This window comes from Nonomuraea sp. NPDC049400 (genome assembly GCF_044466425.1).
Lineage (GTDB): Bacteria > Actinomycetota > Actinomycetes > Streptosporangiales > Streptosporangiaceae > Nonomuraea.
The window spans coordinates 178,653-202,365 of record NZ_JBITMP010000018.1 but is presented as its reverse complement, the minus strand read 5'-3'; the positions used below and the strand labels follow the sequence as shown (position 1 = coordinate 202,365).

Below are 23,713 nucleotides of genomic sequence, written 5' to 3'. Positions count from 1 at the left end.
TATCGAGTTACGAAATCGCGATCAACCTGACCATCGCCTGCCCCCAGCGACGCGATCACATATCGTCACCGCTTCACGGACTTTGCGCCAGATCCGCTTGTGACCGGCGAAATCACCCGGCCGAGGGCCGGCCGTACGTCGATGACCCGCATGCCTGCGACGAGCGCCGCGGCGGCTCCCTCGTCACTGTCCTCATAGGCCACGCAGTGCGCCGGGTCCACCTCCAGCCGCTCGGCGGCGAGTACGTAGACATCCGGAGCGGGCTTGCCGTACCGGACATCGTCGCGGGTGACGACCGCGTCAAACAGCGGGCGCAGGCCCGTGGCCCGCAGCCCCTCCTCCACGCCGCGCCGCGAGCCGCCCGACGCCACCGCCATCGGCACCCGCCCGTGGTGCGCCCGGGCCACAGCCGCCACGGGCTCGTGCGGCTCCACCGTGCCAACGAGGCGGCTGTAGGTGTCGAGCGCGGCAGCGCGCACAGCGGCGCGGTCGAACTCCCGTCCGATCTTCGCCGCCAGCTCGGTCATCAGCGCATCGGCGGGTAGACCAGTGCGGGCGCGATACCACCCGGAGTCGAGCTCGATGTCCCACTTCTCCAGCGCCGTTCTCCAAGCGCTCTCGTTGGCGGCGGCCGTGTCGAGGAGGGTGCCGTCACAGTCGAAGATCAGGGCGGCGTACGGCGGCTCCGGGTGGAGCGGGGAATCGAGCATGGGCACACCTGCGAGTCGGGGGACACAAGGCCTGCTCCAGCGTAGAGCGGTCGGACGCGACGAGGTGAGGCAGGCGGCGCCAGAGGACGTACCTGCAGTTGGGAGGCTGCAGGTGCTCGTGCCCATGCCGGCCGGGACACTTCTCAGCGTGATGTCTCAGGGTCAGCACCCTGGTCGTGCGGGTTCGAGCGGAGGGACGGCGGGAAGCGCAGTACCCAGCGGCGCTGCCACGGGGTCTCGATGGCCCGGTGGTGGTGGTGATCGCGGGTCCAGGCGACGGCGTGGGCCCGGTCGAGACCGGCCAGGACGGCGAGGCAGGCGATGACCGTGCCGGTGCGCCCGACGCCGCCCCCGCAGGCCACCTCCACCGCGGCGCCCGCCCGCGCCCGCTCGTGCAGCGCGTGGATTTCCCGCGCGGCCAGATCGTGGTCTCGGGGCAGCCAGAAGTCAGGCCACTGGATCCACGTGTGAGGCCACCGCAGCTCGCTCTCGTGGCGGCGGCGGAGCCGGTCGGAGCCGAGGTAGAGGCCGAAGTCGGGCGTCGGCCCCGCCGGCAGCGGATGGCGCAGGCCGCGGCCGCGGATCCAGGAGCCGTCCGGGAGCTGGAGGGCGCCGACGAGGGACGGCCCGCTCACCGGCTGGCTGACCGGGTCGGCTGTTGTGCTGTCGCCAGGGTCTTGCATCGAGTTCTCCTTTTGTCTTCCACTGTGTCTCTCACTGGGCGGCGCCGCCCAGCCGCTGCCGTGCACGGTGATTGGCGACATTGAGCCGGTTGCCGCACAAGTCAGGCATGCAGTAGACGCGGCGCCCCCCGCGACTGGTGTCGACGAACACACCGCGGCAGCCCGGAGCGACGCACGCGCGGAACCGGCCGTGGCCGAGAGCACGGACGGCGCCGAGCAGCCCGACGCCGATGATCGCGGCCAGCTCCTCGGCCGGCGACGCGCCCGGCGCGGTCGGGACGTACCACTGCCAGCGCCCGCTGGGATCGCGGTCCAGCACCGGGCTGAGACCGGCCCGCCTGGCCAGCACGGCAGCGCCCGCGACCGCCTGATCCTCCGTCTCGGTCTCCACGACGCCACGCGCTTCCCGGCGCAGCAGGTGCACCTCGCGGACGTCCTCGCCGGTTGGCGTCGTCCCGTCCGCCAGGGCGTCGAGCCGCAGCCCGCGCCCCGCGAGGAACCGCATCAACGCTTCAGGGGTGGGCAGGGCCTCCCCTGCCGCGGCCTGCACGGTGGGTGAGGTGTTGGCCAGGTCTCCTGCCAGGGTCGCTCCCACCGCATAGTCGGTGATGGAGATCCGCATGCCTCACCCACTTCCCGGTAACCGATAAAACGGCACTATAACCCTTACAGGGGGTGGGGTTACGGAATACGCTCGAGAGCGCTGTCCCCGTACGACGTGTGCCTGGTCGTGGTTGACCGGTTCCGGTGCGGTCGTCAACCCGTGGTCCCGCAGAACGCCTTGACGGCGATGCCCATGACCTCCTGCGTGGACGGGTTGCGGGTGGAGGGGTTGATCGACATGGTCATCGACTTGCCCGAGTCCGAGCGGAACGCGAACGTCAGATACCCGATCAGCTCGCCGCTGTGGCCCCACACCGTGCCGCATGGCAGCGTGTACGCCTGCAGCCCAAGCCCGTAGCCGAACCCAGCTCCTGTCTCGACGGGCGTACGCATGGCCCGCAGCGATGCGGCGCTGGTCAGCTTGCCACCGAGCAGGGCGGACATGAACCGCTCCAAGTCCGCCGCGGTCGAGATCATCTCGCCCGCCGCCCAGTCGAGCGAGGGGTTCATCCGCGTCGCGTCCACGAGCTGGGGGATCGGCTCGTACCCCTTGGCGTGCGGCGCGGGCACCCCCGCCTGATCGCCGGGCACCACGGTGTGGCGCAGCCCCAGCGGGCGCAGGATGCGGCGCCTGACCTCCTCGCCGTAGGACCGGCCCGTCAGCTTCTCCACCAGTAGTCCGAGCACCACGTAGTTGGTGTTGGAGTAGTGCCACTTGCCGTCGTCGGGCAGTTCCTCGGCGAAGGCCACTTTCAGCAGCTCACGTGGCTGGTAGGAGCGGAACCGCGCGTCGCCGCGCCACCGGTTGGTCGAGTACCCCGGCTCGCTCATGTAGTCGTATAGGTGGCTGGTGTGGTTGAGGAGCCGGCGGACGGTGATGCGTTCCCCGCCCGGCACCAGACCCGGCAGGTACTGATCGACGGGATCGTCGAGCCGCACCTTGCCCTCGTCCACGAGCTGGAGCACCACGGTGGCGACGAACGTCTTGGTGACGCTGCCGATCCGGAAGTATCCGTTGGGCGAGGGCCGACCGCCGCGCTTGATGTCGCGCACTCCCGCGGTGCCGGACCAGGTCCGCTCTCCGTCGGAGACCCGCGCCAGAGCAGCCGTCGCCCCGTTGCTCTCCACGATCTTCTCCAGCTCGGGGCCTACCCCGGCGCCGCCCTGGCCACCTGTCACAAGAGTTGCCGCTACCAGTGTGTTCGTCAGCATCTGCATCATGGGGCTCAACGCTATGGAGGGCTGACCCCCGGCAGAATGAGGTGCTCCGCCTGGTTGCCCTGCGGAAAACCACACCTCGGCATTGGATCGGGTGGGTGGTCACGCCCGGTAGCGGGGGTATCCGCCGTGGTCGGGAAGTTCGTCCTCGTAGTCGCAGGCAGCGACTGCGTCATGGCCTGCCTGCCAGGCGTGGGTGAGGATTTTGGAGACCGTCTCGATGACCTGGTGGCTGGTGGCATTCCCTCTTCCGATCTCCATCTTGATCGGCCACGTGGGGAAGTCGGTCCCGTCGTGAGTGCAGTTGTCATTGCGCCGGATCTCGATCTCCACGGCGCCGGCGCTCACCGCTGTCCTCGTGTCGTCGACCCTTGGGGCCTTGACCTCGACCGCACCAGCCGCGGTGCGGATCTCACGACGTCACCGCACGCGGGCGAGCACGATGTGCGTGAGCTTCACCCCGTTGCCCGAACAGCGTCCTTCCGTCCGACCCCGAACCATCCCTGAGCCGACCCTGAACGGCCCCTGAGAACGGTTCTGCTCGGGCTTTCCCGCACCTATCGTGACGGACGCCCCAAGATCCATTCCAGGAGGAAAGCTCATGCACAGCGTGGCCGCGTTCGTCATCGCGGGTCTCGTGGCCGGTTCAAGCCTCGGTGCCGCTCCCCCGGCGAACGCAGCGCCGGCGAGCATCCAATGGACACCCTGCAAACCGGACAGTCCGGAGTGGGCGGCGTGGAAGGGGGCGGAGTGTGCGGCCCTCCGGCTGCCTGTCGACTGGGCCCGTCCCGACGGGCCCGCGTTCGATCTCAAGATCGCGCGCCGTACGGCGACCGGCCCGGGAACGCGCGTCGGCACCCTGGTCTTCGGCCCGGGCGGGCCCGGTGACTCGGGCGTCGAACGTGTGGGCACCGGCATCACGCGCTTCAGCGCCGAGGTCCGCCGCAGGTTCGACATCGTCAGCTTCGATCCCCGCGGAGTCGGTGGCAGCAGCCCCGTCACCTGCCCACCCGAGAAGCTCGCGGCCCGGCCGTCGCCGAAGCTGACGAGTCAGGCGGACTTCGAGGCCACCGTGCAGTACAACCGGGAGCTGCGCGAGGCGTGCCGTCAGCAGACCCCGAACGGCATCTTCGACCACCTCGACTCAGCCCAGACGGTCCGGGACCTGGAGGCCCTGCGCATGGCGCTCGGGGAGAGCAAGCTCACCTTCCACGGCAGCTCGTACGGCACGATGCTCGGCGCCCAGTACGCCGAGACCTATCCTCGTCACGTACGGGCAATGGTGCTGGAAAGCGTGATGGACCACAGCGTCCCCCGCACGCGGACCTTCCTGGAGACCGGGGCGGCGGCCGCGCAGGATCTTTTCGACGAGTTCGTGAAGTGGTGCGGCCTTAACGCCGAGTGTGCCCTCCATGACCGCGACATACGAGCCGTCTGGAAGGGGCTGCTGGCCCGCGCCGAGAGCGGCAGGCTGGCCACCCCGCCGGACCTGGTGCGCAAACTGGGCCCCACCGTGTCCTCGGTCGACCTGGTCAACGCGATCGCCTTCCGGCGGTTCTACCAGGGCGACTTCGCGGGTCTGGCCAAGGAGATCGACGCGATGGACAGGAGCGCGCCGGTGAACGGCCCGGCGCCGAGGTTGTCCCCCTTGCCGCCCACCACTCCGATCTTCTGCTCGGACTGGCGACTCCCCGTGCGGGACTATCGGGAGTACGCGTCGCTGGTGCGGCGGATGAACGCCACCGCCCCTGACATGCCGTACCTGCTGCCCCTCCGGATGGTGGCCGCCTGCCTCGGCGCGCCGACCGCCAACCCCCAGCGCCACCTCGGGCCGACGGCACGCCAGGCCCCGCCTGTGCTGCTGTCGAACGCGCTGCACGACCCGGCGACGCCGCACCGGTGGGCCACGTCCGTCGCCCGCCAGTTCGGGCGGAAGGGCGTGCTGCTGACGTACGACGGCTGGGGCCACGGCAGCGCCACCAGCGGGCCCTGCATGGAGAACGCCGTTGACCGTTACCTCACCGACCTCGCGGTCCCATCACGCGGCACCCACTGCCCCGCCGTGCGGTAGCAACTGCAGCAGGAATGGTGGTAGCTCCAGGCTGAGCGAGCCCCTGAGCCAGGGGCCGAGGTGGCGGACCCAGAACAGGACGCGATCGACGCCCGCGGCCGCGTAAGCGGCGACGTCGTCGGCCCAGATCTCCTTCATGGCCTCGACGCGTTCGCGCATGACCTTCCACCGGGTGGCGGGGTCGGTGCCGTGGTTGCGCATCTCCTGGTTGATCCAGCCGGGGCCGACGCCGAAATTCATCCGACCGTCCGACAGGACGTCGACGGAGGCGACCTCCTTGGCCGTGACCGGCGGAGAAGGCCGCCGCAGAGGCGCGCTCGACCCGCGCCCGACCCCGCTGCCCAACGCACAGAGCTTCCCGGCGCTGTCCACCAGCACCTACACGCTGTTCGAGAACACCACCGACCAGCAGCGCCTCGCCCGCGGTGTCGCGTTCGTCAACACGGGCTCGCTTCCGGGGCGCTGACCCCCGTGATCGACCGCGTCTTCGACCTGGAGGACATCGTCGCCGGTCACCGGCACATGGAGTCCGACATCCAGGTCGGCAAGATCGTCGTCACCGTCCGGCACTGAGCCCGAAGCCTGGCACGCTCGCTCCTTCGACGCCCGTCGTAGTATGACAGGTCAGCCGATTCCCGGAGGAGGAGACCCACGTGTCCCGCCCGAAGACCACCCCGCGCACCGTGGACAACCCCTCCGTCACCGAGGTCACCCTCCAGCAACTCCTCGAAGCCGTCGCCGACCCCGTTCGCCGCTCGGTGATCGCCCAGCTCGCCACCGCGGGCCACGACATCAGCTGCGGCGCCTTCGACCTGCCCGTCTCCCGCTCGACCGCCACCCACCACTTCAACGTGCTGCGCGAGGCCGGCGTCATCCGCCAGCACTACCAGGGCACCACCAAGATGAACTCCCTGCGCCCCGACGACCTCGACGCCCGCTTCCCCGGCCTCATCCCGGCCATCATCGATTCCTGCGTCCGCGAAAACGACCAGGTCGCCGAAGCCCGTTAGGCGACCGCGCCGGTCTTGGGCGCACTCCCGCGATCTATCGCCACTGGATGGTGACGCGACGCATCGGCATGAGCGGCGGCGCCTTACGTGGCTGCGCGGCCGGGCCGGTCCAGTCCGGCCGCGAGCTCAGTGATCGCCGCGTCGAACCGCCGGCCGAGAAGCGTCATGTCCGGCTGGTCCGAGCCCGCGGTTTGCTGGAGCCATTGGTCCAGGACGACGCGGAGCGCTGTCAGGGCGGCGGCCGCGCACACGAGCGGGTAGGAGGAATCCGCGGATCGTTCGGCTGTCCGGCAGGCAGCGGGGTTCGGCTCCGGATGATCTATGTGCTCGGCGATCGCTTCGGCCAGGGCCTGCTCCTGCGCGGCGAGCACGGCCAGCTGCTGGGGCACCAGCGTGGGTGCGGTGCGGACCAGTTGCAACGCCTGGATGTGGTCGCGGCTGGCGGCGTCGCTCTGATTCATGACGACCAGCACCGCCTCGCGGAACGCCTGCAGGACAGTCTCCGTCCGCGGCCGGGCCCTGAACTGGGTGATGAGTTCCTGCGCGGCGGCCGAGAGGGAGGCCACGACCGCTTCTTCCTTGCTGGAGAAGTAGTTGAAGAAGGTCCGCAGCGCGATGTCGGCCTCGTCGGCGATCTGCTCGACGGTGACGTTCTCGACGCCGTGGCGCAGGGACATGCGGAGCGCGGCCTCGCGGAGCGCGGCACGAGTGGCCTGCTTCTTGCGTTCACGGCGGCCGATGACCGGCGCTGCGGCACCCACCATGGCCACGTGGGCTTCCTCACCGCCCGATGCGGGCTGAACCACTCCAACCTCCTCCTCCACCGCAGTCTCCCACATGGGCGGCCAAGGGCGGATTCGTCCTTTCCCGAGGTGGGCTCAGGACCAAGTGACCGGCAGCGAGTGCACGCCGAAGATGAGCATTTCATTGCGTAGCGGTACTTGCTCGGCGGGCACGGCCATACGCAGGCCGGGCAGGCGAGTGATCAGCTCCCTGAGGCCGATCCGCATCTCGATGCGGGCCAGCTGCTGGCCCAGGCACTGGTGGATGCCATGCCCGAAGGCCAGGTGCGAGGTGCGGGGGCGGTGCACGTCAAGCCGGTCGGGGTCGGGCCAATGCTGCGGATCGCGGTTGGCCTCGGGCGTGGCGATCACGACCGTGGCGCAGGCGGGGAGGTCCACGCCGCCCAGGGTCACGGGCTCGGTGGTGACGCGGCTGACGCCGAGCTGGACGATGGTCAGGTAGCGCAGCAGCTCCTCGACCGCGTTGTCGATCAGGGTGGAGTCGTTCCGCAGTGCGGCGAGCTGGTCGGGGTGTTCCAGCAGGGCGAAGGCGCCCAGGCTCAGCATGTTGGCGGTGGTCTCGTGGCCGGCGCCGAGCAGGACGAGGGCGACGTCGACCAGCTGGGCGTCGGTCAGCGGAGGGTCGGCGTCGTGGACGAGCCCGGACAGCAGGTCGTCGGCGGGGTTGGCGCGCTTGCCGGCGACCAGGCGCTGCATGAACGCGTGCAGCTCGCCCCCGCTCGGGCTCGCTCCTCGGCGCCGGCGCTGGCGTTCAGCCCGACGGCGGTGCGTTCCTGGAACTCGGCCCGGTCGGCGTAGTCGACTCCGAGCAGCTCGCAGATGACCAGCGAGGGCAGCGGCAGCGCGAACGCCGGCACGAGGTCTGCCTCGGTACCGGCCGCCTTCATCGCCTCGATGTGCTCGACGGCGATCTCGGTGACTCGCGACTCCAGCGCCCGCATCCGCCGCACGGTGAACTGGCCGGTCAGCAGCCGCCGGATCCGGGTGTGCTCAGGCGGGTCCATGAAGACGAAGTAGCCGTCCTCACGGGCGGGGAGAGTCGTGTCCGGCCGGGACGGCGCCATCTCGGTCACTTCGTCCGGTTGCAGAGACGTGGCGTCGCGATGGCGGACCTTGTCGGCGCTGAAGCGCGCATCCGACAGCACGGTGCGTGCCTCCTCGAAGCCGGGCACATCCTGTTCTCGGGCGGAGCCGCTCACCGGCGGTCCGCGGTGCGGGGCGAATCCACACTACAAAAGATGCACGACGCGCATCAATGCGTGCCGTGCATGTATTGGCGCGCCGACGTAGAGGTCTGCCGCGACACCCCTCCCAGCGGATAGATCGGATGTGTAAGGCATCGAGGGTGGCAATTCCGGCCTGGTCCACGGTCATGGCCTTCTAGAGGTCGGATCGTCTCGAAGACGCAACCGTTTGCCGCGCGACGTTGACGCCCCGTTAGGGGACAATTAACGTCCCGAGTTAAATATTTGTATACGGATGGACACCCCCGCATGAGAGATCTCAGCAGACGAGGATTCCTCCAGTCCGGCGCGGCCGCAGCCGCCCTCGCCCTGACCGGCTGCGCCGGCGGCGGAAGCTCGGGCGCCGGCCTCCAGTTCGCCTGGTGGGGCAGCACGGCGCGCCATACCGCGACGCAGAAGGCCATCGACGCGTTCAAGAAGAAGAAGCCCGGCGTCCAGATCAAGACCCAGTTCTCCGGCTGGGAAGGTTACTGGGAGAAGCTGGCCACCCAGACCGCGGGCGGCAACGCCCCCGACGTGATCCAGATGGACTACTCCTACCTCGGCGAGTACGCCAGGCGTGGCAGCCTGCTGGACCTCGGCCCGTACGTGGGCAAGGCCCTGGACCTGTCCGGTTTCGAGCCGGACGTGGTGAACGCCGGCAAGATCGACGGCAAGCAGTACGCCGTGAACTTCGGCATCAACTCCATGGCCCTCATCGTCAACAAGACCCTGGCGGCCGAGCGCGGGGTGGAGATCCCCGAGACCTTCACCTGGCCCGAGTACGGCGAGCTGGCCAAGAAGCTGGCGGGCAAGGGGGTCTTCGGCACCGAGGACGGCGCCCAGGACGGCGGCGCGCTGGAGAACTGGCTGCTGGAGCGGGGCAAGATGTTCTTCACCGCCGACGGCAAGCTGGCCTACGACGAGGACGACCTCAAGGAGTGGTTCACCTTCTGGGCGGGCCTGCGCAAGGCGGGCGCGGCCGCACCGCCGGACGTCCAGGCCACCGCGGCGGGCGACGTGCAGAACAGCCTGGTCGCCACCCGCAAGGCGGTCATGGACTTCGCCTGGTCCAACCAGCTCACCGCCTACATGTCGCTCACCAAGGACGAGATCGGCATCCACACCTTCCCGACGGGCGACAAGCCCGGCCAGTACTACAAACCGTCCATGCTGCTGACCGTCAGCTCCGGGAGCAAGGCCAAGGACGACGCGGTGGCCCTGGTCAACGCGCTCGTCGCGGACCCGGACGTGGCCGCCCAGCTCGGATCCGAGCGCGGCATCCCGCCCGCGGCCCCGATCCGCGCCGCGCTGCGGCCCAAGGCGTCGCCGTCCGAGCAGCTGGTCTACGACTACATCGACTCGATCAAGGACAGGGTCGGTCCGCTGCCACCGCCCCAGCCGCTCGGCGCCGGGGAGCTGCACAACAAGGTGCTCACCAACGTCAACCAGGAGATCGGCTTCGGCAAGCTCACGATCGACCAGGGGGTGTCCCGATTCTTCGAAGAAGCCCGACGGGTGCTCAAGTAGAGGGACGCGCCGCCTATCTGTTCCTGCTGCCGTGGTTCGCCGGTCTGCTCCTGCTGACCGGCGGGCCGATCCTGGCCTCGCTGGCACTGTCGTTCACCGACTTCGACCTGCTCACCACCCCGTCTTTCGTGGGGCTGGACAACTACGCCAGGATGCTCACCGACGACCCGCACTTCGTCAACGCCGTGCGGGTCACGCTGATCTATGTCGTGTTCTCCGTGCCGCTGTCCGGCGCGTTCGCGCTCCTGGTCGCGGTGCTGCTGAACAGGCCCATGCGGGGCGTCGGGGTCTACCGCGCCGCCTACTACCTGCCGTCGCTGCTGGGCGGCAGCGTCGCGGTGGCGATCCTCTGGCGGCAGATCTTCGGGGCCGACGGCCTGATCAACGATGCCCTGCGATATTTCGGGATCGTGGGGCCGAGCTGGATCTCCACGCCCCAGTACGCGATCTACACGCTGGTCATGCTGCACATCTGGCAGTTCGGCTCGCCCATGCTGATCTTCCTGGCCGGGTTGAAGCAGATCCCCGCCGAGCTCTACGACGCCGCCGCGGTGGACGGCGCCGGGCGGGTGCGCGCGTTCTTCCGTGTCACGCTGCCCATGCTCAGCCCGATCATCTTCTTCAACCTGGTGCTGCAGACCGTGAACGCCTTCAAGGCGTTCACCCCCGCCTTCATCATCAGCGGCGGCAACGGCGGGCCGGCGGACTCCACGCTCTTCTACACGCTCTTCATCTACCAGGAGGGTTTCGGGAACTTCCGGATGGGCTACGCCTCCGCGCTGGCCTGGGTGCTCCTTCTGGTGACCGCGGCCTTCACCGGGCTGGCCTTCCGTTCCGCGAAGTACTGGGTGCACTATGCCGACTAGCCGTCCCTGGGCCGTCCACCTGCTGGTCGTGGTGGGCGCGCTCGTCATGCTCTATCCGCTGTTCTGGTTGATCAGCTCCTCGGTCAAGCCCAACGACGAGATCTTCACCGATCCCGGGCTGGTGCCCGAGACCGTGGTCGCGGACAACTACGCCACCGGGTGGACCGCGCTGGGGGTGCCGTTCAGCGGGTTCTTCGCGAACTCGTTCGTCATCGCCGCGGCGGCCGTGGCGGGGAACGTGCTGTCGTGCTCGATGGCGGCCTTCGCCTTCGCCCGGCTGAGCTTCCGGTTCAGGAAGCTCTGGTTCGCAATCATGCTGGTGTCGATCATGCTGCCCATCCACGTGCTGATCGTGCCGCAGTACACGTTGTTCAAGTATTTCGGCTGGGTGGACACGTTCCTGCCGCTCATCGTGCCGAAGTTCCTGGCCGTGGACGGGTTCTTCATCTTCCTGATGGTGCAGTTCATCCGGTCGCTGCCGCGCGAGCTGGACGACGCGGCCCGCATCGACGGGTGCGGGCCCTTGCTGGTGTACTGGCGGATCATCCTGCCGCTGTCGCGGCCCGCGCTGATCACGACCGCCATCTTCACCTTCATCTGGACATGGGACGACTTCTTCAGCCAGCTCGTCTACCTGAGCGACGTGTCCACCTACACGGTGCCTCTGGCCCTGCGTGCGTTCCTCGACTCCAGCGGCGGCTCCACCTGGGGGCCGATGCTCGCGATGGCGGTGCTGTCGCTGATCCCCATCCTGGGCTTCTTCCTGATCTTCCAGCGCCGCATCACCGAGGGCATCTCGACCACCGGCCTCAAGGGCTGATCAGCGCGCCGGTGCGGCGGCGGGCCCGCCGCACCGGAGGCGTCCTCAGCGGGCGCAGGTCGTCAGGCCGGGCCGCCAGCGGCACGCGATGGCGGCGAAACCGCCCTCGGCCCGCACCTCCACCGCCAGCGTGCCGCCCTGAACCACGTGCGCCTCGCGAACGAGACCGTCGGCGCCGTCCCGCGTCACCTCGACCAGCCACCGCCCAGGCAGAAAGCCTGTCGGCACCTGGAGCGTCCTGGCCGCACCAGAGACGCCGGCGCCGATGAACCAGCGATCGCCGCTGCGTCTGGCCAGCACCGTGTGGTCGGCGGGCCTTCCGGACAGCAGCCGCGTCTCGTCCCACACGGTGGGCACCTGGTCGAGGAATCGCTCGGCCTCGGGCCGTGCGCGGTAGGCGTCCAGCGACCCGGCCAGGTTCTCCAGCCCCGACTCGAACACCACCGACAGCGCCAGCTCGTGCGCGTCGGACGTGGGCCGGCTCGCCCGCTGGAAGGCCATCGGCGTGTAGTCCATCGAGCCGATCTCATTCCTGGTGTACGGCAGGGCCGCGAGGTGGCTGGTGGTCAGGTTGGACGACTTCTCCGCGCCGTGCACCCCTTCCATGGTCATCACGTGGGGCCACGTCCGGTTGATCCCCTTGGGCACGGTCGAGCCGTGGAAGTTGACCATGAGCTGGTTGTCGGCCAGGTCCCGCAGCGTCTCGTCGTACCAGCGCAGCCGCTCCTGTGCCTCGGAGTCGATGAAGTCGAGCTTGACGCCCTTGACCCCCCACTGGCGCAGCAGCCCGAAGCGCTCGGCGCGCTCGTCGTGGGTGTCGAAGTCGGAGAAGCGCAGCCACGCCATGATGCCGACCCCGCGGGCCCGGCCGTACTCGACGAGCTGCGGCATCCAGGTGAACTCGGCTGTGCGATCCGTCCAGGCCCGCTCGCCGGTCACCGGATCGTCGTACCAGCCGGCGTCGACCAGCACGTACGGCCAGCGGTGCTGCGCGGCGTAGTCGACGAACTCCTTCTGGCGATCCAGGCTCTGCTGCACGCTCCGGCCGCCGGCCAGCCAGCTCCACAGCACCTTGCCCGGCTTGATCCACGAAGTGCCGGCGAGCCGGGAGCCGGGCGCGAGGTCGTCGACGAGGGTGGACTCGGTGACGGTCGCGAGGTCGCCCGTGACCATGACCCGCCAGGGCGTGGTGAGGCCGCCCGCGTACGGGACCCGCGCGTCCCAGAGGGCGATCCGGTACGTGTCCGCGTCGCGTACCAGGCGGGGGCCGGTGTAGGAGCCGTTCAACGCCGACTCGGCCAGCAGGAGGTAGTTCGGCCCGACCCCGAACAGTGCGGGCATCTGGTATTCGGCCGCGGGGACGCCGGCGTACTGGATGAACGGGTTCTCGTAGTCGCGGCGGTGCGCGGCGAGCCAGGCGGTGGACCCGCCCGGGACGTCGAACGCCGAGGCCTCGCCGCGGACGGCGCCCGCGCCGGGCAGCTCGTAGCGGTAGGCGACGCCGTCGCGGGCGGCCCTGACGACCACCTCGAGCTCGGCGTCGCCGCGGGCGAAGCGGAAGCGGGTCTCGGTCATCACGGACATGCGCTGCAGGCGCTTGCCCGCCGTGGTCGTGTACCTCTCGACGACCGTGCGGCTGGCGCGGTCGCTCAGGCGCAGGCCGGTGGTGAGGTCGGCCTGCTCCGTGGTGACGCCGAGCGGGCTGGGGTCGAGCACGGTCGCTCCGCCCCGCGACACGGCCAGGGACGGCCGGCCCTGCTCGTCGAGGCGGACGGTGGCGACGGGCCCGCCTGCGGGCGCGGTGACGGTCCAGGTGGCGGCAGAGGTGGTGGGGGTGATGAGCAGTCCGGCGAGCAGCACGCCACTCAGTAGCCAGTTCAACGAGTGCCTCCCGAAGGCTGGGGATGCACTCTAATTAACTTCGTCAAGAATTTAATCGCAACCCTCGTGGCACCCGCCTGCCTACCGCCGCCACAACAAAAGATCCACTTTTTCCGCCATTCGCGTTGACAACGGCCTTACAGCGATCGATGCTTTGCTCGCTGCACGCCCACTTTTTGACCATCACGCCCAATATTTGGGCATCTGGGAGAGTCCACGCCGTGTTCGCGATTCATCGCCTGAGCCCCGAGATCGGACGCGCCCCGGCCTTCTTACCGCCGATCGGAGGGAACGAGCTGTGAATGTCGTCACCGACCTCCCGAGCCGGCTGCTCTCCCGCTGGTGCGATCTGCCCTGCTCGCCGATCGCGTCATCCATCGCCCGCCACTGGGTGTCGGCGATGCTCGCCTCGTGGGACCTGTCCCTCTCCCCCGCCGACGAGGCGACGATCGCCGAGCTGACCAGCGAGCTGGTCACGAACGCGGTCCAGCACGCGGCTCCGCCCGCCGACGGATGCTCCGACATAAGGATCAACGTGCGGGTGGGGTCCGCCACGATCTGGCTGGCGGTCTGCGACCACGATCCGACCCTGCCCACGCGGCGAGATCCCGACTTCCTCGCCGAAAGCGGGCGCGGACTGTTCCTGGTGGATGCGCAGGCCGACCGATGGGGCGCTGTCCAGCACGAAAACGGCAAGTACGTCTGGTTCAGCATGGAGTGCCTCGACGGCGTGCGGTACGCGGGCGAGACGCTTCCTGCCACGGCCTTCGCCGGCCACTCCGCATCCGGTGCCACGAACACGAAGGAGAATTCGCCATGTCCCCAGTCGTCCTCCCCCACGACGTCCGCGGCTCCGGGCCGCACTGCGTAATCGCGTTGCACGGCTGGTTCGGAGACCGCGGCTCCTTCAGGAAGATCCAGCCCTACCTGAACGGCGACGCCTTCACCTACGCCTTCCCCGACTATCGGGGGTACGGCGAGGCGCGCGACCTCACCGGCGAGTACACCCTGGCTGAGATCGCCGCCGACGTGACAGCGCTCGCCGACAAGCTGGGATGGGAGACCTTCTCCCTGGTCGGTCACTCGATGGGCGGAACGGCCATGCAGCGCGTGATGCTGGACGCGCCGGGCCGGGTCCGCAAGCTCGTCGGCATCTCTCCGGTGCCGGCCTCCGGCGTGCCGTTCGACGAGGAGGGCTGGGCGCTGTTCTCCGGCTCCGCCGAGGGGCCCGCCAACCGTCGCGCGATCATCGATCTCACCACCGGCAACCGGCTTCCTGGCGCATGGCTCGATGAGATGGTGGACACCTCGCTGCGGAACTCCACGGTGACCGCCTACCGGGCGTACCTGGACGCCTGGGCCCGTACGGACTTCCACACCGAGGTGGCCGGCGCCACCACCCCCGTGCTCCTCATCGCCGGCGAGCACGACCCCGCGCTCTCCGCCGATGTCATGCGGGCCACGTGGCTGCAGTGGTACCCGAACGCCGAGCTGCTGACCTTCGCAGACGCCGGCCACTACGCGATGGATGAGACACCATTGGCCCTGGTGTCCGCCATCGAACGCTTCCTGACCACCTGACGATCTCCTGAAGGGCTGCCCGTGATCGACATGAGTACGACGGCCAACGTGTTCGACCCGCGTATCTACGCACAGGGCATCCCGCACGAGACCTACCGCCGGCTGCGCGACCACGACCCCGTGCACTGGCAGGAGGAGCACGCGGTCGGCGAGTGGCCGGCCGGGCCCGGGTTCTGGGCCGTGACCCGCCACGCGGATGTCGTACGCGTACTGCGCACGCCGACCGAGTTCAGCTCCTGGCTGGGCGCCACCCAGATCCGCGACCCGGACCCCGCCGACCTGGCGTTCATCCGGCGCACGATGCTCAACCTCGATCCGCCGGACCACGGCCGGCTCCGGAGGATCGTCTCCGGCGTGTTCACCGCCAGGCGCGTCGAGCGCTTCACCGCCGGCATCGAGGCACGGGCACGGCTGCTCATCGACGAGATCGCCGAGCGAGGCGAGTGCGACCTGCCGGTGGACGTGACCGACGACTACCCGATCCACAACCTCGCGGATCTCCTCGGCATCCCGACCGCCGATCGCGGCCAGATCCTCGAGTGGACCAACCGCGTGATCGGCTACCAGGATCCCGACCACGCGACCGTCGTACGCGGCCCGGACGGCAAGCCGGTCAACCCGCGATCACCGGCCATGCTCACCGACATGTTCGAGTACGCCCACTCGCTCGCCGCCCACAAGCGCCGGAATCCGGCGGACGACATCATGACCGCGCTCGCCACGGCCGAGGTGGACGGGCAGCGCCTCACCGACGCCGAACTGTCGATGTTCTTCTTTCTCCTGGTCGTCGCGGGCAACGACACCGTGCGTTCAGCCCTGCCCGGCGGGATGCTCGCCCTGCTCGACCATCCCGACCAGCATCGCCGGCTGCTCGGCCACCCGGACCTGCTCGACTCCGCCGTCGAGGAGATGCTGCGCTGGCATCCCCCCGTCCTCAGCTTCCGCCGCACCGCCGTACACGACATCGTGCTGGCCGGGCGGCGCATCGCGGCAGGCGACAAGGTCGTCGTCTTTCACGGCGCCGCCAACTTCGACGAGCGGCGCTTCCCCGACCCGGCGCGTTTCGACATCGCGCGCCGGCCCAATGACCACGTCTCGTTCGGGGACGGACCGCACGTGTGCCTCGGCTCCCGTTTCGCCCGGATGCAACTGCGCGTGTTCTACCGGGAACTGCTCTGGCGGCTGCCGGACGTCCAGCTCGACGGCCCACCGGTCCGGCTGGTGTCGAACTTCATCGGCGGCGTCAAGCACCTGCCCCTGCGCTACACCCCCGTACCTCGCCTGGGTGTCGAATGACCTCTGATCAGCAAAGCCCGGCCGCCTCCGCGACGGGCTCGAAGACGATCGACACCGGCCTGCGGCTCCTGGAGATCCTCAGGCAGCACCCGGACGGGCTGACGATCACCGAGCTCGCGCAGCTGGCCGGGATCCATCGCAACGCCGTCTCCCGCCACCTGGCCGCGCTCGGCAACCATCGGCTGGTCGCACGGATCGGCACCCGCTACACCCTCGGCCTCGGCATCGTCGAGCTCAACGCCGCCGTGCAGCACAGGCTCCGCAGCGCGGCCGCCTCCGCGCTCCAGCTGCTGGCCGACGCCTGCAACGCCACCGCTTTCATCACGGTGCTCGACATCGACGAGAGCCAGGCGGTCGTGCTCACCGTGGCGGAGCCGCGCGTCTCACAGATCCACGTCAGCTATCGCGCCGGCACCCGGCACCCGGCCGACCGCGGCGCCTCAGGGATCGCCATCCTGGCCGGTCGCCCGCACCACCCCGGGGAGCGGACGGCGATCACCGAGGCCCGCGTCGCCGGTTACTCGGTCACGGCAGGCGAGCTGCAGCCCGGGGCATGGGGCGTCGCCGCCCCGATCAGAACGGCAGGGCGCCCGGCCGACGCCAGCGTGGGCGTGGTGACCATCGGGGGGCGGGATGAGAACGAGATCGCCCCGCTCGTACTCGGCGCCGCAACCGAGATCGCACGCCTCCTCTAGCGTCTCTGATCAGCCAAGCGGTCCTTGGTCGGGACGCTTGAGCTGATCGTGTGCACGGTGGTCGTGCGTACGCACCGTGCCCGCACTCAGCAGGGTGTTGAGTCCCCAGTCGCACGATATTCACGACGCGGTCGGTGACATTTGCATCTGTTGACCGGTGAGATCTGGGCCCAAGGTTGTGCTCACACAAGGCTCAAGCCCACAAGGAGCATAAATGACCACGCTTTTCACCGGACGGGTTGTGAACACTGTACGGATCGAGCGCATCTACTCCTCCACCCCCGAGCGGATCTGGGAGCTCTGGACCACGGCCGCCGGCATCGAGTCCTGGTGGTCGCCCGACGGCTTCACCACCGAGGTCGGTGAGCTGGAGCTGCGGCCCGGCGGCGCGCTCGTCCACACGATGACCGCGACGGCGCCGGAGCAGATCGAGTTCATGAAGGCGGCCGGAATGCCGCTGAGCACCGAGTCGCGCAAGACTTTCGTCGAGGTGGACGAGCCGGGCAGGCTCTCGTACAGCTCGCTCGCCGACTTCATCCCCGGCGTGGAGCCGTACGAGTTCCTCACCATGGTCGAGATCCAGCCAGGCGAGCAGGGCGTCCGGGTCACGATGACCGTGGACGAGATGCATGACGAGGTGTGGACCCAGCGGCTCGTGGCCGGCCGGACCAACGAACTGGACAACCTCGCCAAGGTGATCGGCGAGGGGGCGGCGGGCTGAGGCGACCAGCCGGCACCGGCAGCAGCCCTCCGCATACGACCGCGCTCGACCAGGCGCCGTGGGAGCGGACGACGATCGTGAACAGGCCGGCGGCCGAGGTGGCCGCCGACCTCAAGGCGACCGAGGGCGGCGACATCCTCGTGCTGGCCAGCGCCAGTGTCATCAAGGCGCTGCCGGCAGCCGGCCAGGTCGACCGGCTGGCGCTCACCGTCTTCCCGGTCTTCCTCGGCGGCGGGCCGCGCCTGTTCGACGACGGCCTGCCCACCGGGCAGTGGGTCCTTGCAAGCCACGCCGCGGGCGAGCACGGCACGCTGTCTCTGGTCTACGACCGAGTCCGTTGAGCCGGTCGGCGGCGACCTCATGACCCTCCCCCTGGCGCCGGCCGGTGCTGTCATCCGGCCGCGGCACCTACCCTGGTCAGCCGGACCATGGGGAGGGGCAGTGCGCGGAGTAGCGGGATTGTGGAGATCCGAGCGCGTCGTCCGGCTCGCGCCGGTCGGCGCGGTCGTGTGCGGAGGGCTGCTGCCGGTGCTGCAGGTCGCCCTGGCCGCCAGCTATCTCGGCAACGGCCTGCGCACCGGACTGTGGAGCCTGGCCGCGACCGCCGTGTATCTGCCGCTGCATCTGCGCCACGTCTGGTACGCCGCGCACGCGGTCCGCCCGCGGGGCGGCCGCTGGACCCTGGGAGCGCTGGCCGTCGTCGTCCTCGGCGTCACGCCCCTGGCCGGGAACATGTGGCCGCGGTCGTACGCCGCCCTGGCGGTGTCGGCCGTGCTGGTGCTGCCCGCTCCGTGGTCGTTTCTCCTCTATGTCGTGCTGGTGGCCGTGGCGGCGCCGGTGAGCGGCCTGCTGGGACTGCCGTGGACGATCACGCCGTGGCTGACGTTCACCGTACTGGGCGGCAGCGGGGCGGTGCTGCTGCTGGTCTGGCTGGCCGCGGCGCTGACCCGGTTGCAGACGGCCAGGGAGGCGCTCGCCCAGCAGGCGGTCGCGCAGGAGCGGCGCCGGATCGACGACGACCTGCGCCGCACGCTCGGCGGCGCGCTGGAGTCCATCGCGGCGCGCGGCGAGCGGGCGGCGGCGAAGCTGGCGCGAGGTGAGCCCGACAGCCTGGCGGAAGAGCTGGGAGGGGTCGCCGACGACTCTCGGCGCACGCTGGCCGACGCCAGGCGGCGGGTGCGCGGCTACCAGAGGCCGACGCTGCGCGCCGAGCTCGAGACCGCCGCCACCCTGCTGTCCGCGGCGGGCATCGAGACTTGCCTGCAGTTGCCCGGGTCGGGCCTCCCCGAGACGATCGCGCAGCGACCGCGGGCGGCCCTGCGCGCGGCGGTCACCCGCCTGCTGCGCGCCGAAGGAGTGCGCACGTGCACGATCGCGGCGACTGCGGTGGACGGCCGGTTGCTGCTGGAGGTTCGTGCCGACGACACGACCGAGACGATCGAGGTGGGGGCATGACCGCGCCGGTTCCGCCGCCCTGGGTGCTGCGGCATCCGCACTGGCCGCTGATCGCGCTGCACGTCCCGCTGGCCGCGCAGGTGCCGGTGTACACCGTCCTCGGCTCGGACGGCCCGCCCGGCGACCCGGTCTTCGCGGCGCTGGCCGCCGCCCTCGCCTTCGGGATCCAGCTCCGGCACAGCATGGCCGCCGCCCGCGGGGCACGGCCGGCGGGATGGCCCTGGAGCCTGGCGCTCCTCCTGCTGATCGCGAACGTGCCCCTGTGGTGGCTCGGTTCCAACTGGCAGGGCTTCACCATCTTCGCCCTGGCCTCGATCGTGATGCTGCTGCGCGGCCGGCCGATGGTGGCGGCGGCCGCGGCGCAGGCCCTGCACGACCCGGTGAAGGAGGTGGTGACCCTGCTGCACGGGACCGAGACCGTCCCGGAGGCTCTCCTCCTGGGCGCGTACGCCCTGATCGGCACCCTGCTGTACGCGGGGGCCCTGGTCGCCGGGGCCCAGCTGGTCCGGCTGCTGAACGAACTCGACGCCGCCCGCGCCGAGCTGGCCGCCGCGGCGGTCGGCGAGGAGCGCGTCAGGGTCTCGCGCGACCTGCACGACCTGCTGGGGCAGAGCCTGTCGGCGATCTCGCTCAAGGGCGACCTGGCGCTGCGGCTGCTGGCCAAGGACGTCGCCGCCGCGCGCGCCGAGGTCGAGAGCCTGACCGGGGTGGCGCGCGACGCCCTGCGGGACGTACGCGCGATCGCCCGCGACGAGCACGCCGTGTCGCTGCGTGCCGAGATCGACGGGGCCGCGGCCCTGCTCGGCGCCGCCGGTGTGGACACCGAGCTCGACGTGGCCGAGCTGCCGCCGCTGCCCGGCCCCGCCCAGAACGCCCTGGCCTGGGCGATCCGCGAGGGCACCACCAACCTGCTGCGCCACAGCCAGGCCCGGACGTGCGCCATCACCCTGTCCCGTCGGCAGGGGACGGTACGGCTGGAGATCGTCAACGACGGGGTACAGGAGGTCGGCGGCCCCGGCGCTGGACTGTCGGGGGTGGCCGAGCGGGCCCGCGCCGTGTCCGGCACGTCGGCCACCGCCGTGCACAACGGCCGGTTCCGGTTGTCCGTCGAGGTTCCCGAGGAGGTCGCGTGATCCGCGTGCTGATCGCCGAGGACATGCACATGATCCGGTCCGCGCTGGTCGCGCTGCTGTCGCTGGAGGACGACCTGGAGGTCGTCGCCGAGGTCGAGCGCGGCGACCAGGTGCTGGCCGCCGCGCTACGGGTGCGGCCCGACGTCGCGGTGCTGGACATCGACATGCCGGGCCTGGACGGGCTGTCCGCCGCCGGGCAGCTGGCCGAGCGGCTGCCCGGCTGCCGCACGCTCGTGCTCACCGGGCTCAGCCAGCCGGGCAACCTGCTGCGGGCGTTGAAGGTGCACGTGCGGGGGTTCATCGTCAAGGACGCCCCCGCGCAGACCCTTGTCGACGGCATCCGCCGCATCGCACGCGGCGAGCGGGTCATCGACCCCGACCTGGTCGCCGCCGCGATCGAGACCGGCAGCAGCCCGCTCACCGCCAGGGAGACCGAGGTGCTGCGCGTGGCCGCGACCGGCGTGCGCACGGCGCAGATCGCCACCCAGCTGTCGCTGTCGCAGGCCACTGTGCGCAACTACCTGTCCAACGCGATCAGCAAGGTCGGGGCGCGCAACCGCATCGACGCCATCCGCATCTCCCGCGACGCCGGCTGGCTCTGACCCCTTCCCGTTCAGGCAAGCGGCGCGCAGAGCTCAGTCCCGGTCGCCGATGAGGGAGCACGGTGGCCGGCAGGGCGCGGGAACAGGCCGTCTGCATGGCCATGTGGTTCGCTCGGTCAGCTGAGGCCGCTCAAGCGCTCTGGCTCACCTCTTGACCGCCCGTCCCGCCCCCCTGACGCGATCATGAGCTGCGCGGGACCACCAGGCCGGATTCGTAGGCGAAGACCACGAGCTGGGCGCGGTCGCGGGCGTGGAGTTTGGCCATGGCTCGGTTGATGTGGGTTTTCGCGGTCAGCGGGGTGATCACCATGCGGCCGGCGATCTGGTCGTTGGACAGGCCCTGCGCGACCAGGGCGACCGCCTCGCGTTCGCGGTCGGTCAGTTCTTTCAGCCCCGTGTCGGTGCCGGTGGTGAGCGGCTGGGTGACGTACCTGTTGATGAGCTTGCGGGTGATCGACGGTGCGAGCAGGGCGTCGCCGCGCGCGGCGACGCGTACGGCGTGGAGGAAGTCTTCCGGCACGATGTCTTTGACGAGGAATCCGGCTGCGCCGGCGCGCAGCGCGTTGAAGACGTATTCGTCCAAGCCGTAATTGGTCAGGATGACGACGTGCACGCCGGCCAGGGCGGGGTCCGCGGCGATGCGCCGGGTCGCCTCGATACCGTCGACGACCGGCATCTGGATATCGATGAGGGCGACGTCGGGCAGGTGTTCCTTGGCCAGAGCCAGGCCTTGCATCCCGTCGTCGGCCTCGGCCACCACCTCGATGTCGTCCTCGAGGTCGAGGAGCGCGCGGAATCCGCTGCGGATGAGCGGCTGGTCGTCGACCAGCAGGACACGGATCATGCCGTCCGGTCCACGGGGAGTTCGGCCTGGACGGTGAAGCCTCCCTCGCTGCGCGGCTCCGCGCGCAGGCGACCGCCGAGGGCGGTGACTCGTTCACGCATCCCGAGCAGCCCGACGCCGGGCACTGGGGCGGTGTCCGGTGTGGCCTTGCCGTCGTCATCGACGCGTATCGCGAGGGCGTCCGGGCGGCAGTCGATCCGGACCGACGCCGTGCTGGCGGCGGCATGCCGGGCGATGTTGGTGAGCGACTCCTGAACGATCCGGTAGACGGTCCTGCTCACCGCGGCCGGCACGGCGTGTCGTTGCCCTTCGATCGTCAGTGTCGCGTCCAGGCCGATGGTACGGGCCTGTTCCACCAGTTCCGGGATGTGGTCGAGCCCACGCGGCGGGGTCGTGTCGTCGTCGCGCAGTGCCTCCAGGGTCGCGCGCAGCTCCCTGGCCGCCTCGCGTCCGGCCTTCTGGATCGCCAGCAGGGCTTCCGGCACCTGTTCACCCCGCTTGCGGGCCACGTGGACGGCGACTTCCGCCTGCACCTTGATGACGGAGATCTGGTGGGTGAGGGAATCGTGCAGCTCCCGCGCGATGTGCAGCCGCTCCTCGTCGGCGCGGCGCCGCGCGGTCTCCTCGCGGGTGCGCTCGGCCTCCTCCGCCCGCCGCTCGGCCTGCCGCAGCGCTTCGCCCGCGGCGCCGGCCGCGATCAGCCAGGCGATCTCGAGGGCGCCTCGGGCCTGCGCGAACGCCTCGCCCGTGTCGTGCAGGCCCGAGGCCAGGGCCGCCACGGGGAGAGCGGCCAGCATGGCCACGCTCGCCGCCACTGTGATGGCGCGGTGTCCCGCCCGTACGGCGGCGTACATCGCGAACAGGTACGCGACGGCAGGCACGTCGAAACCGGCCGCCTGGTAACCCACCGCGCACAACCCGGTGACGGCCAGGACGGGAACCGGAGCCCGGCGGCGCGCGGCCAGCCCCAGGCCGCTGACCGTCAGCAGCGCGTAGCCGAGCAGCTCGAGATTCGTGGCGGAGTGCTGCCCGGACAGCCCGGTGACCAGAAGCGTCGCCGCCACGCCTACGGCGATCGCCCAATCCATGACACCTGCCCGGACACCGGACCGTCCTGTACCCATGCGCGCACCATAGCCGCATGTGCGCGCGGACGACTCCTGCGCACGGATGATCGGCCGCTACCGCACCCGCGGTAGCTTCGCGGCTCCTACGGCGTCCGCGGCAGCCGGCTACGGCATCGGCGGCAGCGCGAACGGCCCGCCTGCGATGGACGACCGGCGGCGGGTCCGGCGGACATGATCAGGCGACGTCCAGTCGTCGGAGGAGAAGGAGCACCTCATGTCAGTCCGATTTGTGCTTGCCGTGGCCGGGGCCGCCCTGCTCGGAGGTTTCGCGCTTGCCACACCGGCAGCCGCGCACGTCCTGGTCCAGCCGGATCCCGTCAGTGCCTACACCATGACCGCCGGGCGCCTCTGGTCCTTGGTGGCCGCGCTGCTGGGGTTGATCGGCGTGGTCGTCGGCGGGCTGGCTCTGGCCCGCTCCGCCGGTCGTATCGGCACCGGCAACGGACGGCGCGGGGCCATCGTGGCACTGGCGGCGGGGCTGGCCGGCCTGGTCATCGGCGGTCTGGTTGTGGCCGCCGCCGAGGGTGGTCCCGGCACCGGCTACGGAATAGTCGGCGGCTTCATGGCCCTGGCGGTGGGGCTCATCGCCATGGCTCTCGGCGGGCTGGCTCTGGCCCGCTCCCGGCGCGCCGGCTGACGGGAATATTCTGTTGCGGTCTCTTGCTGATGGCCGCACTATGTTCAGCATGTTCCTGCACGCTCTTCTTGCGACGCCCGCGGTGCCGGGTGTGCTTGAGCGTGTCTGCGACGGCCTGGAGCGCTGACCTCTTCCCGTACGTCCTGAGGTGACCCGGCGGGGGGAGGTTGTCGGCCCGGACGGGTCACGAAATTTCCAGGTATC

The 23,713-nt window shown here is 70.2% G+C and carries 29 protein-coding genes; 17 read left to right on the top strand and 12 right to left on the bottom strand.

The genetic code is table 11. The features are described 5' to 3' along the window. Positions 1-65: 65 nt before the first annotated feature. The 5 genes from ACIBVN_RS28285 to ACIBVN_RS28265 all read right to left on the bottom strand — a co-directional run bounded on the left by ACIBVN_RS28285 (position 66) and on the right by ACIBVN_RS28265 (position 3,562). The gene (locus ACIBVN_RS28285) at positions 66-710 is read right to left on the bottom strand and encodes an HAD family hydrolase (RefSeq protein WP_397141349.1); all 645 of its coding nucleotides are present in this window, start codon (positions 708-710) and stop codon (positions 66-68) included. Positions 711-853: 143 nt separating this feature from the next. Further along, positions 854-1,393 (bottom strand): protein-tyrosine phosphatase family protein, encoded by a 540-nt coding sequence (locus ACIBVN_RS28280; protein ID WP_397141347.1) that lies wholly within the window; start codon positions 1,391-1,393, stop codon positions 854-856. Positions 1,394-1,424: 31 nt separating this feature from the next. Beyond that, positions 1,425-2,015 carry a CGNR zinc finger domain-containing protein gene (locus ACIBVN_RS28275; RefSeq protein ID WP_397141345.1) on the bottom strand — a complete coding sequence of 197 codons (591 nt, stop codon included), beginning with the start codon at positions 2,013-2,015 and terminating at the stop codon, positions 1,425-1,427. A gap of 134 nt (positions 2,016-2,149) precedes the next feature. Continuing rightward, positions 2,150-3,217, bottom strand: a complete 1,068-nt coding sequence (locus ACIBVN_RS28270) for a serine hydrolase domain-containing protein (protein WP_397141343.1) — start codon at positions 3,215-3,217, stop codon at positions 2,150-2,152. 99 nt (positions 3,218-3,316) lie between these two features. Then, entirely contained in the window at positions 3,317-3,562 is a 246-nt protein-coding gene (locus ACIBVN_RS28265; protein WP_397141341.1) for a hypothetical protein, read from the bottom strand. Positions 3,563-3,815: 253 nt separating this feature from the next. Here ACIBVN_RS28265 and ACIBVN_RS28260 point away from each other — a divergent pair, with 253 nt between their 5' ends. Further along, entirely contained in the window at positions 3,816-5,285 is a 1,470-nt protein-coding gene (locus ACIBVN_RS28260) for an alpha/beta hydrolase (RefSeq protein ID WP_397141339.1), read from the top strand. On the opposite strand, the gene ACIBVN_RS28255 is transcribed toward ACIBVN_RS28260, so the two are convergent. After that, positions 5,253-5,525, bottom strand: coding sequence for a hypothetical protein (locus ACIBVN_RS28255; protein WP_397141337.1), 273 nt, complete (start codon positions 5,523-5,525; stop codon positions 5,253-5,255). The two genes, ACIBVN_RS28260 and ACIBVN_RS28255, sit on opposite strands and share 33 nt — an antisense overlap. A gap of 43 nt (positions 5,526-5,568) precedes the next feature. On the opposite strand from ACIBVN_RS28255, the gene ACIBVN_RS28250 reads away from it, so the two are divergent. The 3 genes from ACIBVN_RS28250 (at position 5,569) to ACIBVN_RS28240 (ending at position 6,295) form a co-directional block, all read left to right on the top strand. Beyond that, complete coding sequence (locus tag ACIBVN_RS28250; protein WP_397141335.1) at positions 5,569-5,751, top strand: hypothetical protein; 183 nt, start codon at positions 5,569-5,571, stop codon at positions 5,749-5,751. A 5-nt stretch (positions 5,752-5,756) separates the two neighbouring features. After that, positions 5,757-5,858, top strand: coding sequence for a hypothetical protein (locus ACIBVN_RS28245; RefSeq protein ID WP_397141333.1), 102 nt, complete (start codon positions 5,757-5,759; stop codon positions 5,856-5,858). A gap of 80 nt (positions 5,859-5,938) precedes the next feature. Beyond that, positions 5,939-6,295 carry an ArsR/SmtB family transcription factor gene (locus tag ACIBVN_RS28240; protein ID WP_397141331.1) on the top strand — a complete coding sequence of 119 codons (357 nt, stop codon included), beginning with the start codon at positions 5,939-5,941 and terminating at the stop codon, positions 6,293-6,295. 83 nt (positions 6,296-6,378) lie between these two features. On the opposite strand, the gene ACIBVN_RS28235 is transcribed toward ACIBVN_RS28240, so the two are convergent. The 3 genes from ACIBVN_RS28235 to ACIBVN_RS28225 form a co-directional block, all read right to left on the bottom strand. Further along, a complete protein-coding gene (locus tag ACIBVN_RS28235; RefSeq protein ID WP_397141329.1) occupies positions 6,379-7,101 on the bottom strand; it encodes a TetR/AcrR family transcriptional regulator in 723 nt (240 codons plus the stop codon). Positions 7,102-7,173: 72 nt separating this feature from the next. Beyond that, on the bottom strand, positions 7,174-7,794 hold the full coding sequence (locus ACIBVN_RS28230) for a cytochrome P450 (protein WP_397141327.1): 621 nt from the start codon (positions 7,792-7,794) through the stop codon (positions 7,174-7,176). Further along, complete coding sequence (locus ACIBVN_RS28225) at positions 7,710-8,297, bottom strand: hypothetical protein (protein WP_397141325.1); 588 nt, start codon at positions 8,295-8,297, stop codon at positions 7,710-7,712. Before ACIBVN_RS28225 ends, ACIBVN_RS28230 begins: the two co-directional genes overlap by 85 nt. Positions 8,298-8,591: 294 nt before the next feature. Here ACIBVN_RS28225 and ACIBVN_RS28220 point away from each other — a divergent pair, with 294 nt between their 5' ends. Genes ACIBVN_RS28220 through ACIBVN_RS28210 form a run of 3 tightly spaced genes read left to right on the top strand, consistent with a single transcriptional unit; the run spans position 8,592 to position 11,537 of the window. Next, a complete protein-coding gene (locus tag ACIBVN_RS28220; RefSeq protein ID WP_397141323.1) occupies positions 8,592-9,851 on the top strand; it encodes an ABC transporter substrate-binding protein in 1,260 nt (419 codons plus the stop codon). Continuing rightward, positions 9,818-10,717 carry a carbohydrate ABC transporter permease gene (locus ACIBVN_RS28215; protein WP_397141361.1) on the top strand — a complete coding sequence of 300 codons (900 nt, stop codon included), beginning with the start codon at positions 9,818-9,820 and terminating at the stop codon, positions 10,715-10,717. Before ACIBVN_RS28220 ends, ACIBVN_RS28215 begins: the two co-directional genes overlap by 34 nt. Continuing rightward, positions 10,707-11,537: a carbohydrate ABC transporter permease gene (locus tag ACIBVN_RS28210; protein ID WP_397141321.1), complete on the top strand. Its 831-nt coding sequence runs from the start codon at positions 10,707-10,709 to the stop codon at positions 11,535-11,537. Before ACIBVN_RS28215 ends, ACIBVN_RS28210 begins: the two co-directional genes overlap by 11 nt. Positions 11,538-11,582: 45 nt before the next feature. Here the strand turns inward: ACIBVN_RS28210 and ACIBVN_RS28205 are convergent, their stop codons facing one another. Then, positions 11,583-13,418 carry a glycoside hydrolase family 97 catalytic domain-containing protein gene (locus ACIBVN_RS28205; RefSeq protein ID WP_397141319.1) on the bottom strand — a complete coding sequence of 612 codons (1,836 nt, stop codon included), beginning with the start codon at positions 13,416-13,418 and terminating at the stop codon, positions 11,583-11,585. Positions 13,419-13,716: 298 nt separating this feature from the next. Between ACIBVN_RS28205 and ACIBVN_RS28200 the strand changes: the two genes are divergently transcribed. The 9 genes from ACIBVN_RS28200 to ACIBVN_RS28160 all read left to right on the top strand — a co-directional run bounded on the left by ACIBVN_RS28200 (position 13,717) and on the right by ACIBVN_RS28160 (position 20,901). Continuing rightward, positions 13,717-14,289: an ATP-binding protein gene (locus tag ACIBVN_RS28200; protein WP_397141317.1), complete on the top strand. Its 573-nt coding sequence runs from the start codon at positions 13,717-13,719 to the stop codon at positions 14,287-14,289. Then, complete coding sequence (locus ACIBVN_RS28195) at positions 14,235-14,999, top strand: alpha/beta fold hydrolase (protein ID WP_397141315.1); 765 nt, start codon at positions 14,235-14,237, stop codon at positions 14,997-14,999. Before ACIBVN_RS28200 ends, ACIBVN_RS28195 begins: the two co-directional genes overlap by 55 nt. A 30-nt stretch (positions 15,000-15,029) precedes the next feature. Further along, positions 15,030-16,295 carry a cytochrome P450 gene (locus ACIBVN_RS28190; protein ID WP_397141359.1) on the top strand — a complete coding sequence of 422 codons (1,266 nt, stop codon included), beginning with the start codon at positions 15,030-15,032 and terminating at the stop codon, positions 16,293-16,295. Next, positions 16,292-16,990: an IclR family transcriptional regulator gene (locus ACIBVN_RS28185; RefSeq protein ID WP_397141313.1), complete on the top strand. Its 699-nt coding sequence runs from the start codon at positions 16,292-16,294 to the stop codon at positions 16,988-16,990. Before ACIBVN_RS28190 ends, ACIBVN_RS28185 begins: the two co-directional genes overlap by 4 nt. Positions 16,991-17,204: 214 nt before the next feature. Next, entirely contained in the window at positions 17,205-17,711 is a 507-nt protein-coding gene (locus ACIBVN_RS28180) for an SRPBCC domain-containing protein (RefSeq protein ID WP_397141311.1), read from the top strand. Positions 17,712-17,788: 77 nt separating this feature from the next. After that, positions 17,789-18,052: a dihydrofolate reductase family protein gene (locus ACIBVN_RS28175; protein WP_397141309.1), complete on the top strand. Its 264-nt coding sequence runs from the start codon at positions 17,789-17,791 to the stop codon at positions 18,050-18,052. 100 nt (positions 18,053-18,152) lie between these two features. Beyond that, positions 18,153-19,166, top strand: a complete 1,014-nt coding sequence (locus tag ACIBVN_RS28170) for a hypothetical protein (protein WP_397141307.1) — start codon at positions 18,153-18,155, stop codon at positions 19,164-19,166. Beyond that, positions 19,163-20,299 (top strand): sensor histidine kinase, encoded by a 1,137-nt coding sequence (locus tag ACIBVN_RS28165; RefSeq protein WP_397141305.1) that lies wholly within the window; start codon positions 19,163-19,165, stop codon positions 20,297-20,299. The genes ACIBVN_RS28170 and ACIBVN_RS28165 overlap by 4 nt, the downstream gene beginning before the upstream one ends. Beyond that, on the top strand, positions 20,296-20,901 hold the full coding sequence (locus ACIBVN_RS28160; RefSeq protein WP_397141303.1) for a DNA-binding response regulator: 606 nt from the start codon (positions 20,296-20,298) through the stop codon (positions 20,899-20,901). Before ACIBVN_RS28165 ends, ACIBVN_RS28160 begins: the two co-directional genes overlap by 4 nt. Positions 20,902-21,082: 181 nt before the next feature. Here ACIBVN_RS28160 and ACIBVN_RS28155 read toward each other — a convergent pair whose 3' ends face one another. Both ACIBVN_RS28155 and ACIBVN_RS28150 read right to left on the bottom strand, forming a co-directional pair. Next, positions 21,083-21,745: a response regulator gene (locus ACIBVN_RS28155; RefSeq protein ID WP_397141301.1), complete on the bottom strand. Its 663-nt coding sequence runs from the start codon at positions 21,743-21,745 to the stop codon at positions 21,083-21,085. Further along, entirely contained in the window at positions 21,742-22,869 is a 1,128-nt protein-coding gene (locus ACIBVN_RS28150) for a sensor histidine kinase (protein WP_397141299.1), read from the bottom strand. The genes ACIBVN_RS28155 and ACIBVN_RS28150 overlap by 4 nt, the downstream gene beginning before the upstream one ends. A 217-nt stretch (positions 22,870-23,086) precedes the next feature. Between ACIBVN_RS28150 and ACIBVN_RS28145 the strand changes: the two genes are divergently transcribed. Continuing rightward, positions 23,087-23,509: a DUF6223 family protein gene (locus ACIBVN_RS28145; protein WP_397141297.1), complete on the top strand. Its 423-nt coding sequence runs from the start codon at positions 23,087-23,089 to the stop codon at positions 23,507-23,509. Positions 23,510-23,713: the final 204 nt, after the last annotated feature.

Coding starts and splice junctions, on each gene's coding strand:
- ACIBVN_RS28285 (WP_397141349.1), bottom strand. CDS start 710: ATGCTCGATTCCCCGCTCCACCCGGAGCCGCCGTACGCCGCCCTGATC.
- ACIBVN_RS28280 (WP_397141347.1), bottom strand. CDS start 1,393: ATGCAAGACCCTGGCGACAGCACAACAGCCGACCCGGTCAGCCAGCCG.
- ACIBVN_RS28275 (WP_397141345.1), bottom strand. CDS start 2,015: ATGCGGATCTCCATCACCGACTATGCGGTGGGAGCGACCCTGGCAGGA.
- ACIBVN_RS28270 (WP_397141343.1), bottom strand. CDS start 3,217: ATGATGCAGATGCTGACGAACACACTGGTAGCGGCAACTCTTGTGACA.
- ACIBVN_RS28260 (WP_397141339.1), top strand. CDS start 3,816: ATGCACAGCGTGGCCGCGTTCGTCATCGCGGGTCTCGTGGCCGGTTCA.
- ACIBVN_RS28255 (WP_397141337.1), bottom strand. CDS start 5,525: ATGAATTTCGGCGTCGGCCCCGGCTGGATCAACCAGGAGATGCGCAAC.
- ACIBVN_RS28230 (WP_397141327.1), bottom strand. CDS start 7,794: ATGCAGCGCCTGGTCGCCGGCAAGCGCGCCAACCCCGCCGACGACCTG.
- ACIBVN_RS28220 (WP_397141323.1), top strand. CDS start 8,592: ATGAGAGATCTCAGCAGACGAGGATTCCTCCAGTCCGGCGCGGCCGCA.
- ACIBVN_RS28210 (WP_397141321.1), top strand. CDS start 10,707: ATGCCGACTAGCCGTCCCTGGGCCGTCCACCTGCTGGTCGTGGTGGGC.
- ACIBVN_RS28195 (WP_397141315.1), top strand. CDS start 14,235: ATGTCCCCAGTCGTCCTCCCCCACGACGTCCGCGGCTCCGGGCCGCAC.
- ACIBVN_RS28190 (WP_397141359.1), top strand. CDS start 15,030: ATGAGTACGACGGCCAACGTGTTCGACCCGCGTATCTACGCACAGGGC.
- ACIBVN_RS28185 (WP_397141313.1), top strand. CDS start 16,292: ATGACCTCTGATCAGCAAAGCCCGGCCGCCTCCGCGACGGGCTCGAAG.
- ACIBVN_RS28180 (WP_397141311.1), top strand. CDS start 17,205: ATGACCACGCTTTTCACCGGACGGGTTGTGAACACTGTACGGATCGAG.
- ACIBVN_RS28165 (WP_397141305.1), top strand. CDS start 19,163: ATGACCGCGCCGGTTCCGCCGCCCTGGGTGCTGCGGCATCCGCACTGG.
- ACIBVN_RS28155 (WP_397141301.1), bottom strand. CDS start 21,745: ATGATCCGTGTCCTGCTGGTCGACGACCAGCCGCTCATCCGCAGCGGA.
- ACIBVN_RS28150 (WP_397141299.1), bottom strand. CDS start 22,869: ATGGGTACAGGACGGTCCGGTGTCCGGGCAGGTGTCATGGATTGGGCG.
- ACIBVN_RS28145 (WP_397141297.1), top strand. CDS start 23,087: ATGTCAGTCCGATTTGTGCTTGCCGTGGCCGGGGCCGCCCTGCTCGGA.